The sequence below is a fragment of the Azospirillum doebereinerae genome (assembly GCF_003989665.1).
Lineage (GTDB): Bacteria > Pseudomonadota > Alphaproteobacteria > Azospirillales > Azospirillaceae > Azospirillum > Azospirillum doebereinerae.
On sequence record NZ_RZIJ01000022.1, the window covers coordinates 45,715 to 58,996 of the forward strand.

Sequence of the window (13,282 nt, forward strand, 5' to 3'; positions counted from 1 at the left end):
GATGAGCGTCACCGGTTGGGACGACACCGAATCCTACGAGGCCCACCGCCCCGAATCGGACCGCCCGGCCACGCCGGAGCCCGGCGGCGCCGGAACGGCGGCGCGGCCCAAACGCGCCCCCTCGCTGCTGACCCGCGTCGTCCTGATGATCGCCGGCTGCACGCTGCTGGTCGGCGTGGTGTCGATGGGCGTGTCGGCAGTGCTGGTCGGCCGCCAGCAGCAGGACGCGCTGGTCCACCGGGCCGAACTGATCGCCACCCTCCAGGCCGGCGCGCTGGGCCAGGCGTTGTGGGAGTTCGACACCCGCGCGGTGGAGGAGATGTTCCGCGGCCTGCTGGCGCAGGATCCGGCCGTGCGCAGCGTGAAGGTGTGGGCGTCCAACGGGCGCCAGGGCACGCCGCTGGTGACGCTCGGCCGCCCGGCCGGCCGCTCCGCCGTTACCACGGTGGAGCGCACGGTGTCGATCACCGGCAGCGACGGCGAGCGCAGCTCGGTCGGCCTGCTGCGCCTGGACTATTCGATGGAGGAGGCGGAGAACGCCACCCTGACCGCGCTGGCCCCGATGGTGGGGCTGGTGTTCTTCTCCCTGCTCGCGGTCATCGGGATGATCAGCATCCTGCTGAACCGGCTGGTGCTGGCGCCGCTGGCCCGGCTGACCCGCTCGGCCGGCGCCATCGCGACCGGCGACTACACGATCCGGCTGCGCAACAGCCGTAGCGATGAGATCGGCCAGCTGACCACCGCCTTCAACCATATGGCGGAAACGGTCCACGACTACACGGAGACCCTCGAGCAGCGCGTCAACGAGCGCACCGAGGAACTGCGCCAGTCCAACGAGCAGCTGGGCGTGGTCAACCGTCAGGTGATGGACAGCATCCAATACGCCAGCCTGCTGCAATCGGCGATCCTGCCCGACGAGCGGGCGATGGCGCGGCGGCTGGACGACGTCTTCGCCCTGTGGCGGCCGCGCGACGTGGTCGGCGGCGATTTCCACGTCTTCCGCGAACTGGGGAGCGATCCGGACGGCGATTTCCTGATCGGCGTCGTCGACTGCTCCGGCCACGGGGTTCCGGGCGCCTTCATGACCATGATGGTCAACGCGGTGCTCGACCATGTGGTGTCGGAGAACGGGACCGGCGACCCGGCGGCGATCCTGGGCGGGCTGAACCGCATGGTCCGCGCCGCCCTGGCGCGCGGCCGTGAGAACCCTCGCTTCGACAACGGGCTGGACATCGGGCTGTGCTTGGTCCGGCCGGGGGCCGGGGAGCTGGTCTTCTCCGGCGGGCGGATCGGCCTCCACGTCGTCGATCCGGCCGGCACGGTGCGCGAGATCAAGGGCGACGCCCAGAGCCTGGGCTACCGCCGGTCCCGCATCGACCACGCCTTCACCAGCCACACGGTTCCGCTGGCGGCCGGGGCCGCGTTCTACCTGACGACCGACGGCTTCCTCGACCAGGCGGGGGGGCCGCGCGGTTTCGGCTTCGGCAACCGCCGCTTCGATGCCATGCTGCTGGAGCAGCAGGGCAAGCCGATGGCCGAGCGCAAGGCCGCCTTCGCCCGGACGCTGGCCGACTACCAGGGCGGCCACGCCCAGCGCGACGACATCACCCTGCTGGGCTTCGCGGTCGCTTCCGCGTCCCCGGCCCATCCCTAAGACAAGTCAGGCCATGGCGGTACGATGAAAGGCACAGACCTCTTCAATCTCCAGGAGCTTCTGTCCCGACAGAAGCTTCTGATCTGTTTCAGCGGTCCCTTCAGCCACAGCGTCATCGAAGAGCTGGGCAAGGCCGTGCGCAACCACCTCGAGAACGAGCAGATCGAGAAGTCGTCGATCATGGACGTCTTCTCGGTCTACGTGGAGCAGGCGCAGAACGTCCGCAACTACACCGCCTCGCGCGAGGCGCTGGGGCGGCCGATCCCGGCCAACAGCGGCATCGTGGTGATCGCCAAGGACGGCGACCACTACGTCGTCAGCTCCGGCAATCTGGTGGAGGCCGAGGACGTGCCCGGCCTGTCGGCGTCGCTGGAAAAGCTGCGCGGCCTGGACAAGGCCGGGCTGAAGGCCGCCTACAAGGAGCAGACGCGCAAGCCCCGCGACTCCATGGGCGCCGGTTCCGGCGCCGGGCTCGGCCTGATCGACATGGCGCGCAAGGCCACCCGGCCGCTGGAGTATTCGGTCCGGGCCGTAGACAGCCGGTATTATTTCTTCAGCCTGGAAGTCCAGATATAAGGACGCGGAAACAAAACGATGGACAGTTTGCGGATCGAGGCGACCTCCTGCTCGCCTTTCATCGAGTTCGACGGCACGACCGGCGCCTTGCGGATCGAGGGGGAGTCCTACCCGGAGAACTCCTTCGATTTCTACGCCCCCGTCTTCACCTGGCTTGAGGATTTCCTGAAGGATCCGGCGCCCGCCGTGGTGCTCGACATCGGCCTCAGCTACCTCAACACCAGCAGCATCAAGTGCCTGATCGACGTCTTGGAGATGCTGGACACCGCGCACGGCGCCGGGCGCGACGTGGCGGTGCGCTGGCACTACGACCGCGACAACGACCGCGCGCTCGACATGGCGGAGGAGTTCAAGGAAGACGTGACCCTGCCCTTCGACATCCTGGCCCGTTGAGGAGGGTCCGCGATGCGGTCGCAAGATGATGACGATCTGCGCCTTTGGGTCCAGCGGCTGGCCGAGGATCCGGCCAACGCCGGCAACCCGCTGCTGGCGGAATTCCAGGAGCTTGCCGCCCGTCACGGGAAGCTGCTGCGCCAGTTCCGCAAGATCGCCAAGATCAGCGACCGGCTCCAGACCGAGACCAAGGAGATGGCCCAGCAGCAGCGCCAGTTCGTCCTGATGGTCAGCCACGAGTTCCGCACCCCGCTGGCCATCATCGACAGCGCCTCGCAGATGCTGGAGATCGAGCCGCAGCTGCCGGTGTCGGCGCCGCCGCGCGTCCGCAAGATCCGCAACGCGGTGCGGCGCATGCTGCACCTGATGGACCGCTGCCTCGCCGACGACCGGCTGGACAGCACCGCCGTGTCGGCCAAGGGCAAGTTCGACCTCGCCGCCCTGCTGGCGGAGCTGATGGCGGAGCGCGGCGTCGCCACCCCCAACCACTCCTTCGAGACCGCCGGCTGCGAGCGGTCGGTCAGCGTTCCGGGCGACCGCGACCTGCTGGCCGTCGTCTTCTCCAACCTCGTCGAGAACGCGGTCAAATACTCGCCGGGCGGCGGGCATGTCCGGCTCGGCCTGTCGCGGGAAAACGATCTGGCCCTGGTCCGGGTCGAGGACGAGGGGATCGGCGTCAACGCCACCGACCGTCCCCGCATCTTCGACAAGTATTTCCGCGCCTCGAACGCGGCGGGAACGGCGGGGGCCGGGCTCGGCCTGCACCTCGCCCGCCGGATCGTCGAGGCCCATGGCGGCAGCATCGCGGTGGCGAGCGAGCCCGACCACGGCTCGGTCTTCACCGTGCGGCTGCCGGTGGAGCGCGCGGGATGAGACGGTGGACGGCGCGTCCCGGAACGGTGGGGATGATCGTGCAGGAGCAGAAGATCGAGAGCTGGATCCAGCGCCTGTCGGAGACGGAGGGCTACGACGCCCACCCGCTGATGGACGAGTTCCGCGCGCTGGCCAAGGAGCACCTGAAGCTGATGCGGCAGCTGACCAAGATCGCCAAGATCAGCGACCGCATGCAGACCGACACGCGCCAGATGGCGCAGACCCTCCACGCCGCCTCGCAGACCGACCCGCTGACCGAGCTGCCCAACCGCCGCCACATGATCGAGCGGCTGGAGTCGGAGCTGGGCCGGATCGCCCGCCACGGCGGCGGCTTCGCCCTGATCATGCTCGACATCGACCATTTCAAGGCGATCAACGACGAATTCGGCCACGCGGTCGGCGATCTGGCCCTGGTCGAGACGGCCCGGCTGCTGCGCCAGAACCTGCGCGGCCACGACCTCTGCGCCCGCTGGGGCGGCGAGGAGTTCCTGATCCTGCTGACCCAGACCGACCAGGAGCAGGCGCAGGTGGTCGCGGAAAAGCTGCGGCGGCTGGTCGCCGGCCACCGCATGCCGCACCGGGAGCACGACATCCGCCTGACGGCGAGCCTCGGCGTCGCCGCGCACCGGCCGGGCTGGTCGGCCGACGCCTGCATCCAGGCCGCCGACGACGCGCTCTACGCCGCCAAACGCGCCGGGCGCGACCGCTGGGCGGCGGTGGGGTGAGATGCGGCCCCGTTTGCCCCCTCCCTAGCCCTCCCCCGCTTCGCGGGAGAGGGAACTCCGCCGAACACCGACAAGAATCCTGCCCCCTCTCCCGCCGAAGGCGGGGGAGGGATGGGGAGGGGGCACTCGTGATTGGACCTCATCAGCCCAACAGCCCCAACCGCCCGCCCTCGAAGCCCGGAAAGACCGAAGCGCCGACCAGTTCGGCCAGCACGGCCCGGTAATCGGTGGTCACCGCCAGATCGACCCCGCGATCGAGCTGGTGGCTCGCCAGCCCCGGCCAGCGCCCGACCATCCGCCCGCCGGCCACGCCGCCGCCCAGCACCAGCATCGCGCCGCCATGGCCGTGGTCGGTGCCCTGGCTCTTGTTGCCGCGCAGCCGCCGGCCGAACTCGCTGAGCACCACCACCGTCACCCGCGTCTCGAAGCGGTTGAGGTCGGCGTGGAACGCCGCCAGCGCCTGCGACAGCTGTCGCACGCCCTTGGCGAAACGGCCCGGCTGGTTCTCGTGCGTGTCCCAGCCGCCGACGTCGACCCAGGCCAGCCGCAGCCCGATCTCCATCTTCACCAGCCGCGCCACGGTTTGCAGCCCCCGCCCCGCCTCGCCGTCGTCGTAGACGGCGCCCGCCTCCGGCGCGTAGGGCTCGACCTTGCCGTCGGGCAACCGGGGCAGCCGCGAATCGACGGCGGACAGCCCCGCCAAGGCCGCCCGCCCGGCCCGCGCGTAGGCGCCCTCCCCGCTCTGGTGCAAGGCGGCCAGCACCCGCGCCGTCGGGTCGCCGCCCGGCGGGGCCAGCCCCTGGCGGAGGTCGGCGACCGCCAGCGCCGCCGCGTCCCCCGCCAGCGCCGCCGGCGTGTTGGGCGCCGTGGCGACGGCGGGCACGGCCCCTTCCGCCCCAGGATGAGCCAGCCAGCGGGCGGCCCAGCCGGTGCCGATCCGGTTCAGCCCGGCCTCGTCGCCGACGCCGCGCTCCATCAGATCCTGCGCCACGAAGTGGCTGCGCGTGCCGTCCGACAGGCCCGACGCGTGGACGACGGCGAGGCGGCGCCCGTTGTAAAGATCGGCCAAGGGCGCCGCCTCCGGGTGCAGGCGGAAGTCGATGCCGGGAGCCAGCGTCTGGTCGAGCCGGAGGCCCGCCCCCGCCCCGTCCGTCCGCACCCGCAACTCGGGCACGCGGGCGGCCAGATAGTCGGGATCGTCGGCCGGCGCCACGAGGCTGAGCGTGTCGGCCCCGCCGCGCAGGAACACCACCACCAGCGTTTCCGTTGCCGGAACGGCCGGACTGGCGACGGGCGCCGCCGCGTAGGCGACATGGCGGAGTCCGGGCACCGCGACCAGCCCGGCGGCGAGCCCGCCCTGCAAAAGAACACGGCGGGTGACGGCGTGCGGTCCATGGGACATCGGCTGGGGCCTCCCCTTCCACTCAACAGGTCTCAGCGCTCGTTGAAGCGCGGCGCCATCGCGGCGTAGGCGGCGATGCGGCGCAGCTTGGCGTCGCCGTCCCGGCTGCCCGGCACCAGCCGCGCCGCCGGGTCGAGCGCCATCCCGGCGAGGATCGCCCGGCTCGTCCCCTCCTCCGGTTCGGCGCCGTGCAGGGCGCGCTGCCAGCCCTCCACCGCCTCCCGCGCGGTGACCGGGCCGGAAAAGAGGACGGCGTTGTCCAGCGCGCCGCTTCCCCAGCGGTTCTCCGCCAGCCCCAGGATCAGCGACCAGCGGCGGCGCATGGCGGCGGCGCCGAGCCACGCCTCCATCCGGTCGGGATGGCCGGTCGGGGCCGGGCAGCCGAACAGCTTCTGGCCGCTGCCGTCCAGCTCGCCGATCAAACCGTTGGTGGCGGTCAGGTCGATGGCGGCGGCGCGCGCGAAGGACGCCACCAGCTCCAGCGGCCGCTTCACCTTGGCCGCGCGGATTTCCGCGAACTCCGGCGAGAGCGCGATAAAGCGGACGACGCGGGCGATCTGGTCGGGCTTGCGGCGGTTCTCGGTCCACACCGCCGCCACCGCGCGGACGAGGCGCTCGGGCGGGTCGTCGGCCAGCAGCCGCACGCACAGCTTGCGGCACAGATGCAGCGCCGTCGCCGGGTGGTCGGCGGCCAGATCGAGCACCCGCCGCCCGTCCGCCAGCGGCGCCTGGAAGGGGTCGAACTCCTCGGCCAGCACCCGCTTCTGGTACTGGTCGTGCCAGCCCTCCACATAGGCGAAGCGTCCGGTCGCCGGAAGCCGCTGCTCGCCGCCCAGCCCGGCACCGTCCTCCACCGTCCAGCCGGTGAAGGCGCGGGCGGCCTCGTAGACGTCCTGGTCGATGTAGCCGGACGGCCGCCCCGCCGTCGCGCCCGGCACCTCGCGCCATTTGTTGTAGAGCGCGTTCAGATAGGCGTCGCGGCCCAGCGTGTGGAGTTCGAACAGCTCGCGGGCGTAGTTCTCGTTGGCGCTGCCGGCGCGCGACGAGCGGTTGTTCAGGTAGACCAGCATGGCGGCGCTTTGCCCCACCGCCTCCAAGAACTCCCGGAAATTGCCCAGCGCGTGGCGGCGGATCACGTCGCGGTCATAGGCCGGAAGCGAAGCCGACACCGCCTGTTCCCCGGCGAAGACGTTGAAGTGGTTGTGCCAGAAATCGGCCATCACCGCGCGCAGCTGCCACCGGCTGTGGACCGCGCGGATCAGGGTCGCGGCGGTCACCTCCAGCCGGGGAAACTGCCGTTCCGGCCCGGCGAAGGGGCGCTTGCCGTCGGACAGCGGCCACAGCGCGTCGATCGGCTTGCCCAGGCTGGCGAGCGGCCGCGTCTCCTCCACCGCCGCCCAGGACTCGCCCGCGTCGTATTTGATGCGCAGGCGGCAGGCGTCCAGCGCGGCCCGCGCGCCGTCGTCGTCATGGTCGTCGTGGGGAGACAGTTGCTCGTCGAGCCAGCGCTCGAACCCGTCGCGCCGCAGCGCCTCGGCGTCACCCGGCCGGGGGCCGAAGGCCAAGCGGTTCAGGGCAAGGGCGGGAAACGCGGCATCCCTCATGACGGCATCCATGGGCAAGGCGGCCAAGCCCCCCATGATGCGCCGGCCGGAGAAAAACGCTGTTACTTTTTGGAGTCATCCCGGCTGCGGATGGTGTGGCGCAGCTCTTCCAGGACCCGCCGCAGCTCGCCCGGATGCAGCGGCTTGTGCAGGAAGGCGCAGCCGCGCCGCTGGCCCTCCAGCAGGGCGTCGGGCGCCGTCTCGCCGGTCAGCACCACCGCCGGGATCGTCGTCCGGAACAGCTTGCGCACCCGGTCGATCACGTCGAAGCCCGACACCTTGCCCGGAAGCCGCAGGTCGGTCAGGATCACGTCCGGCGGCCCGTCCAGCCCGTCGACCGCGACGAAGACCTCGCGCATGTCGGCGGCCGACACGAAGTCGCAGCCCCAGGATTCCAGCGTCAGCAGCAGGCCGGACAGCACCATGCTGTCGTCGTCCACCACCAGCAGCTTCATGCCGTCCAGCGGGATCTCGTCGGCCTCCGCGCCGGAGAAACCGGGCGACTCGGAATCGGCGACCACCGACTCCGGTTCCACCCGCTCCACCGTCACGGCGAAGACCGAGCCGCGCCCGGCCCGCGACTGCACCTCGACCGGCGCGTGCAGCAGCACCGACAGCCGGCGGACGATGGCCAGCCCGAGGCCGAGGCCCCGCGTCGGATCGCGGCTGGGGTTGGTCAGCTGGTGGAACTCGTCGAAGATCACGTCCTGCTTGTCGGGCGGGATGCCGAAGCCGGTGTCCCACACCTCGATCCGCCAGCGCCCGTTGCGCTGGCGGGCGCTCAACAGGATGCCGCCCTGCTGGGTGTAGCGGATGGCGTTGGCCAGCAGGTTCCGCACGATGCGGCCCAGCAGGACCGGGTCGCTGCGGGTCGTCGCCTTGGGAACGCGGACGCGCAGCCGCAGGCCCTTCTCCTCCGCCTGCGGGCGGAACTCCTCGGCCAGCGAGTTCAGCAGCGCGTCGAGCGCCACCGTCTGGACGTCGGCCTCGACCGTGCCGGCGTCCAGCGTCGAGATGTCGAGCAGCGCGTTCAGCAGCCGCTCGCCCGCCGTCATGGCGTTGCCCAGCATGCCGGTCGTGCGCATCGCCCGCGCGTTGCCCTCCACCTGCGTGTTCAGCGCGTCGAGGAACAGGCGCATCGCCTGGAAGGGCTGGCGCAGGTCGTGGCTGGCCGAGGCCAGGAAGCGCGAGCGCGCCGCCGTGGCGCGCTCCACCTCGGCCCGCATGGTCGCGGTCCTCTGTTCGATGGCGTCGTCCAGCGTCGCCGTCGCCAGCGCCCCGATCACCGCGCCGTCCACCGTCAGCGGCACCGCGCGCAGGCTCATGGCCGCCATCGGGGCGAGCCGCAGGGTGGCGAACGCGGGCCGTCCCTCCCCGTTGTCGTAGAGGGGACGCAGCGCCTGCGCCAGCCCGGCCCAGCCGCCCGGAAACAGGGCCGGACCGGTTTCGTCCCGCGCCGCCGCGCGCGGCTTTCCCAACAGCGAGGCCAGCGCCTCGTTGCAACGCAACGCCGCCATGTCCGGCGCCCCGACGATCAGCAAGGAGGGGATCGGACTCGACGCGCACAGCCGCCGGGCGTTGTCGAGGCAATCCCGATAACGCTGGTCGGTCGTGGGGATGGGTGTTTCCGAAGAACGGAGCATCGCGTCACAATCTCTTGAGATCAGTGTCTCGGGATATGGCTGCAAACAGACCGCCATGATGGGACCTTATCCGTCTTCGGAACATTCCAAAAGTCGACGGATAATAATAAGTCCTGATCACGCGCGAAATCGCACGTTGGGGCTATCTCCTCCTATGCGGAAGGTGCGGGTTTCGGAAGTCGCAGAAGATGATCCTCGACGAAGTATTTCCGCCGCAGCAGGGCCATCAGGCGCACTTTCAGCACGTCCATCGTCTGCGCCTTGCCGACGAAATCGTCGGCCCCGGCGTTCAGGCTGATGGCGAGCTGCTCCTCGTCGTCCTGGCTGGTCAGGATGACGATCTGGAAGAACAGCCCGCGCCGGCGGCGGAAGCGGTCGAAGCGCTGGCACAGCTGGGTGCCGCTGGTCCCCGGCATGACGAGGTCGAGGATCACGCAGTCCAGCCCCCCGCCCGACAGGGCGGCGACCGCCTCGTCGGCGTTGCGGGCGGCGGTGACCTGGCTGCCCTCCAGCTCCAGCTCGGAGCGCAGGAACTCGCGGTAGGTGGCGCTGTCGTCCACGATCAGGATGCGCGCGCGGCGGAAGATGTCGGCGGTGGTCGGTGCGGCGTTTCGCCGCTCCAGGAAGCCGACCGCCTCCTCCACCACCGCCTGCGGGTCGGACAGGTCGCGCTGCCCCTCCCCGCGCCCCAGCACGATGATCGCGGCGGGGCCGCGCGCGTGCAGTTCGGCCAGACCGGCGGCGCCCACCGTCTCGGCCTCCATGATCAGCAGATCCGGCGGCTGCCGCTCCATCTCGGCCAGGGCCGGGGCCAGGCCCTCGACGCTGGCGGTCTCGAACCCGCGCTCCTCCAGCAGCAGCTTCAGCAGCAGCCCCTGGGTCTGCGAGGCCATGACAACGAGGGTGCGAAGTCCGTTCATGACATCATCTTATCGTCGGAGGTCAATTGCAGCAGGCGGGGGGCCACCTGATCGAGCGGCAGTTCCTCGACGGCGCCGCCGAGTTTCACCGCCGTGCCGGGCATGCTGTGGATGACGGCGGTCGAGGCGTGCTCGGCGATGGTGTAGGCGCCGGCCCGGCGCATGTCCACCAGCCCGCGCGCGCCGTCCTCCCCCATGCCGGTCAGCAGCACGCCGATGGCGGCGGAGCCGTAGGCGACGGCCATCGAGCGGAACAGCTCCTCGCCGGACGGGCGCTGGCCGCAGACCAGCCCGTCGCCGGTCAGGTGGACGACGCCGTTCACGAGCGTCAGGTGCTGGTTGCCGGGGGCGACGTAGACATGGCCGGGGCGCGGGATGGCGCCGTGCTCGGCCAGCAGCACCGGCAGCGGGCTGACCGTGCCAAGCCAGGACGCGAAGCCCGCCATGAACGGCGCGCCCATGTGCTGGACCAGGAAGACCGGCAGCGGGAAATCGGTGGGAAGCTCCTTCAGCAGCTTGGACAGCGCCGCCGGGCCGCCAGTGGAGGCCACCAGCCCCAGCGCGCGGAACCGCCGCCGCCGCCCCTCCAGGGCCGGATCGGGCGCGCCCGCCGCGACGGCCTCGGCGCCCTCGCCCCGGCCCGGCCGGAGGGCGGCCCGGGCGGTGGTGCGGTGGCGGATGACCTTGACCTGGCTCATGATGACGAGCTGGGTGCAGAGGTGGTGCGCGACCGTCTGGTAATCGGCCCGCGCGACGCTGCCCGGCTTCTCCACCACCGCCAGCGCCCCGGCCTGGAGCGCGCGCATGGGAATGTCGAGGTCGCGCACGTCGGACGCCACCACCACGATGGGAACCGGGTGCTGGCGCATGATGCGGCTGGTCACCTCGAAGCCGTCGATGCCCGGCAGCCGGATGTCGAGCGACACCACGTCGGGCGCCGCGCGCTCGATCATGCGCAAGGCCTGCTCGCCCGACGAGGCGACCCCGGCCACCTCCAGGCGCGGGTCGGCGCCGATGAGGTGGGCGAGGAGCTGCTGGATGACCGGCGAATCCTCGACCACCAGCACGCGGATGCGGCGCGGCGCGGTCACAGCAGCCGCCGGATGCCGGCCAGAAGCTCGTTCTGGTCGAAACGGGTCTTGACGATGTAGGCGTCGGCGCCCAGCCGCAGGCCGCGCTCGCGGTCCTCGTCGCTGGAGCGCGAGGTGACCAGGATGACGGGTGTCTCCGCCAGCCGCTTGTCCGCCTTGACCGCCTGCAACAGGGCGAATCCATCCATGCGCGGCATTTCGACGTCGCTGATGATCAGGCCGACCTCCATTCCCCCGGACAGGCGATCCAGGGCCTCGCGCCCGTCCACGCACAGCGTCACCCGATAACCATGGGCTTCGAGGATGCTCTTTTCCAGCGTGCGCGTGGTGATGCTGTCGTCCACCACGAGAATGTGGGCGCGGGCCGGGGCCGCCTCCTCGGGCGGCCGGGCGGCGGCGGGCAGCGCGCTGCCCGGCAGCGGCATCAGGCCCGGCACGTTCAGCACCAGGCAGGGGCCGCCGTCGTCGAGCAGCACGGTGCCGAGGTAGCGCGCCGGGTCGAGCCCGGTCTCCTCCGCCGCCGTCACCACCGCCTCGCGCGTCGTGACGAAGCGGTCCACCGCCAGCGCCAGCCGGCGGTCGGCCGAGCGCACCACCAGCAGCGACAGCCGCTTGGCCGCCGAGGGCAGGACCGGCGCCTCCAGCCCCAGCAGCGCCGCCAGCGAGGTGACGGGGACGTCCTCCTCCTCCAGCCGGATCATCGGGGTGCCGACCCCGGCGAACAGCGTGTCCGACAGGGTGCGGCGCAGCCGGACCACGTCGGCCGACGGCAGCGCCAGGATCTGGTCCTGCACCCCGACGAAGACCAGACGCTGGCTCAGCAGGCTCAGCGGCACCTCGATGGTGACGGCGGTGCCGCCGCCCGGCCGCTCGGCGATGGCGAGGTTGCCCTGCAGCCGCTCCACCTCCGACCGCGCGATGGCGAGGCCCATGCCGCGCCCGGCCAGCTCGGTGGTGCGGGTGGCGGTGGAGAAGCCGGGGTGGAACAGGAACTCGACCAGCCGTTCCAGCGGCGCGTCGGCCGCCTCCTCGGGCGGCAGCAGGTCGCGCTCGACCGCCCGGCGGGCGATGGCGGCGCGGTTCAGCCCGCGCCCGTCGTCCTCGATGCGCAGGCGCAGCCGGGCGCCGTCGACCGACGCCGCGATCAGGACGCGGGCGGCCGGGCGCTTGCCCAGCGCCATCCGCTCGGCCGGCGATTCGATGCCGTGGCTGATGGCGTTGCGGGCGATGTGCAGGATGGGGTCCTTCAGCCGTTGCAGGACGGCGCGGTCGGCCTCGACCTCCATCCCCCGGATGTCGACCTCGACCTCCTTGCCCTCGCTGCGGCTGATGTCGCGGATCATGCGCCCCAGACCGCCGAGCTGATTCTCCGCCGGCAGCATGCGCAGCCGCCGCATGTCCTCCTGGAAGCCACCGCCCCAGCGCCGCATCGACCACAGCAGCCGGTCGTGGCTGCGGTGCGCCCGGTCGAGCGCGCCGCCCAGGATGCGGAAGCGCTGCTCGAACGCCGCCGCCGGACCGGGACCGCGCGCGTCGCCCTGGTCGCCGGTCAGCACGGCGGCCTGGCTCAACTGGGCGCGCAGATGGCGCCACGAGCGCTCCAGCGCCCGCCATTCCTGGCGCATCAGGCGCAGCTCCTCGCCCAGGCCCGCCTGCGCCTCGATCTCCGGCAGCAGGGCCGAGGCGGTGTCGGACAGGCGCTCCAGCCCCTGCGCCGCGATGCGGACGAGGGTGGGCGAATCGAGGTCGCCCGCGCGCTCCTGCGCGCGTTCCGGCACGCCGCGTTCCGGGACACGCTCCGGGGGGCGTCCTGGCGGACGTTCCGGGAGACGTTCGGGCGCGCGCTCCGGCTCGCGGACGGCGCGGCGGGGCGGCGGCGGGGGGGCGGCGATGGCGACGCGCTCCCCGGCGATGCGTTCGAGGTCGGTCGTCACCCCGGCGAGTTCGATCTCCGCCCCGCCCTGCGCCGACCACGCGACCACGTCCTCGATGGCGTCGAGCGCCCGCCGCACCACCGACATGGTGGCGGCGTCGAGCACCGCCTCGCCGCGCTGCACGGCGATGAAGGCTGCCTCCAGCCGGTGCGAGAGGCTTTCCACCTCCGGCAGGTCGACGGCGCGGGCGGCGCCCTTCAGGCTGTGGGCACGACGGTGGATCTCGACGAGATCGGGTGGCGCGCCGGTCGCCTCGACGTCGCGCAGGGCGGCGCGGATCGCCGTCAGGTGATCCTTGTGCTCCAGCTCGAAGGCGGCCAGCAGGCGTTGGCGGATGTCCATCAGCAGTCCATCACAGGCGGTAAGCACGCAGCCTGTAGCCCCTCTCCCCTTGCGGGAGAGGGGTTGGGGTGAGGGGTCGCAAATCTCGTCTTTTCCGACTCCGGCGAACACCCCTCATCCCAACC

11 protein-coding genes are annotated in these 13,282 nt (G+C 71.7%); 5 read left to right on the plus strand and 6 right to left on the minus strand.

The genetic code is table 11. From position 1 onward, the window contains the following. Position 1 precedes the first annotated feature (1 nt). Genes EJ913_RS23385 through EJ913_RS23405 form a run of 5 tightly spaced genes read left to right on the plus strand, consistent with a single transcriptional unit; the run spans position 2 to position 4,221 of the window. On the plus strand, positions 2 to 1,654 hold the full coding sequence (locus tag EJ913_RS23385) for a SpoIIE family protein phosphatase (RefSeq protein ID WP_127002431.1): 1,653 nt from the start codon (positions 2 to 4) through the stop codon (positions 1,652 to 1,654). A gap of 24 nt (positions 1,655 to 1,678) precedes the next feature. Beyond that, positions 1,679 to 2,230: a SiaB family protein kinase gene (locus tag EJ913_RS23390; RefSeq protein WP_127002433.1), complete on the plus strand. Its 552-nt coding sequence runs from the start codon at positions 1,679 to 1,681 to the stop codon at positions 2,228 to 2,230. An 18-nt stretch (positions 2,231 to 2,248) separates the two neighbouring features. Next, complete coding sequence (gene siaC, locus EJ913_RS23395) at positions 2,249 to 2,623, plus strand: biofilm regulation phosphoprotein SiaC (protein WP_127002434.1); 375 nt, start codon at positions 2,249 to 2,251, stop codon at positions 2,621 to 2,623. A gap of 12 nt (positions 2,624 to 2,635) precedes the next feature. Then, positions 2,636 to 3,496, plus strand: coding sequence for a sensor histidine kinase (locus EJ913_RS23400; RefSeq protein WP_127002436.1), 861 nt, complete (start codon positions 2,636 to 2,638; stop codon positions 3,494 to 3,496). Continuing rightward, on the plus strand, positions 3,493 to 4,221 hold the full coding sequence (locus EJ913_RS23405; protein ID WP_127002438.1) for a diguanylate cyclase: 729 nt from the start codon (positions 3,493 to 3,495) through the stop codon (positions 4,219 to 4,221). The genes EJ913_RS23400 and EJ913_RS23405 overlap by 4 nt, the downstream gene beginning before the upstream one ends. Before the next feature lie 142 nt (positions 4,222 to 4,363). Here EJ913_RS23405 and EJ913_RS23410 read toward each other — a convergent pair whose 3' ends face one another. The 6 genes from EJ913_RS23410 to EJ913_RS23435 all read right to left on the minus strand — a co-directional run bounded on the left by EJ913_RS23410 (position 4,364) and on the right by EJ913_RS23435 (position 13,157). Beyond that, positions 4,364 to 5,623, minus strand: a complete 1,260-nt coding sequence (locus EJ913_RS23410) for a DUF1501 domain-containing protein (protein WP_127002440.1) — start codon at positions 5,621 to 5,623, stop codon at positions 4,364 to 4,366. 32 nt (positions 5,624 to 5,655) lie between these two features. After that, positions 5,656 to 7,227 carry a DUF1800 domain-containing protein gene (locus EJ913_RS23415; RefSeq protein ID WP_244939469.1) on the minus strand — a complete coding sequence of 524 codons (1,572 nt, stop codon included), beginning with the start codon at positions 7,225 to 7,227 and terminating at the stop codon, positions 5,656 to 5,658. Between the two features lie 62 nt (positions 7,228 to 7,289). Continuing rightward, on the minus strand, positions 7,290 to 8,870 hold the full coding sequence (locus EJ913_RS23420; RefSeq protein ID WP_244939470.1) for an ATP-binding response regulator: 1,581 nt from the start codon (positions 8,868 to 8,870) through the stop codon (positions 7,290 to 7,292). A gap of 152 nt (positions 8,871 to 9,022) precedes the next feature. After that, positions 9,023 to 9,790 carry a response regulator transcription factor gene (locus tag EJ913_RS23425; RefSeq protein ID WP_127002446.1) on the minus strand — a complete coding sequence of 256 codons (768 nt, stop codon included), beginning with the start codon at positions 9,788 to 9,790 and terminating at the stop codon, positions 9,023 to 9,025. After that, positions 9,787 to 10,881, minus strand: a complete 1,095-nt coding sequence (cheB, locus tag EJ913_RS23430; protein WP_127002448.1) for a chemotaxis-specific protein-glutamate methyltransferase CheB — start codon at positions 10,879 to 10,881, stop codon at positions 9,787 to 9,789. The genes EJ913_RS23425 and cheB overlap by 4 nt, the downstream gene beginning before the upstream one ends. After that, on the minus strand, positions 10,878 to 13,157 hold the full coding sequence (locus tag EJ913_RS23435; protein ID WP_127002450.1) for a hybrid sensor histidine kinase/response regulator: 2,280 nt from the start codon (positions 13,155 to 13,157) through the stop codon (positions 10,878 to 10,880). Before EJ913_RS23435 ends, cheB begins: the two co-directional genes overlap by 4 nt. Between the last annotated feature and the right edge of the window lie 125 nt (positions 13,158 to 13,282).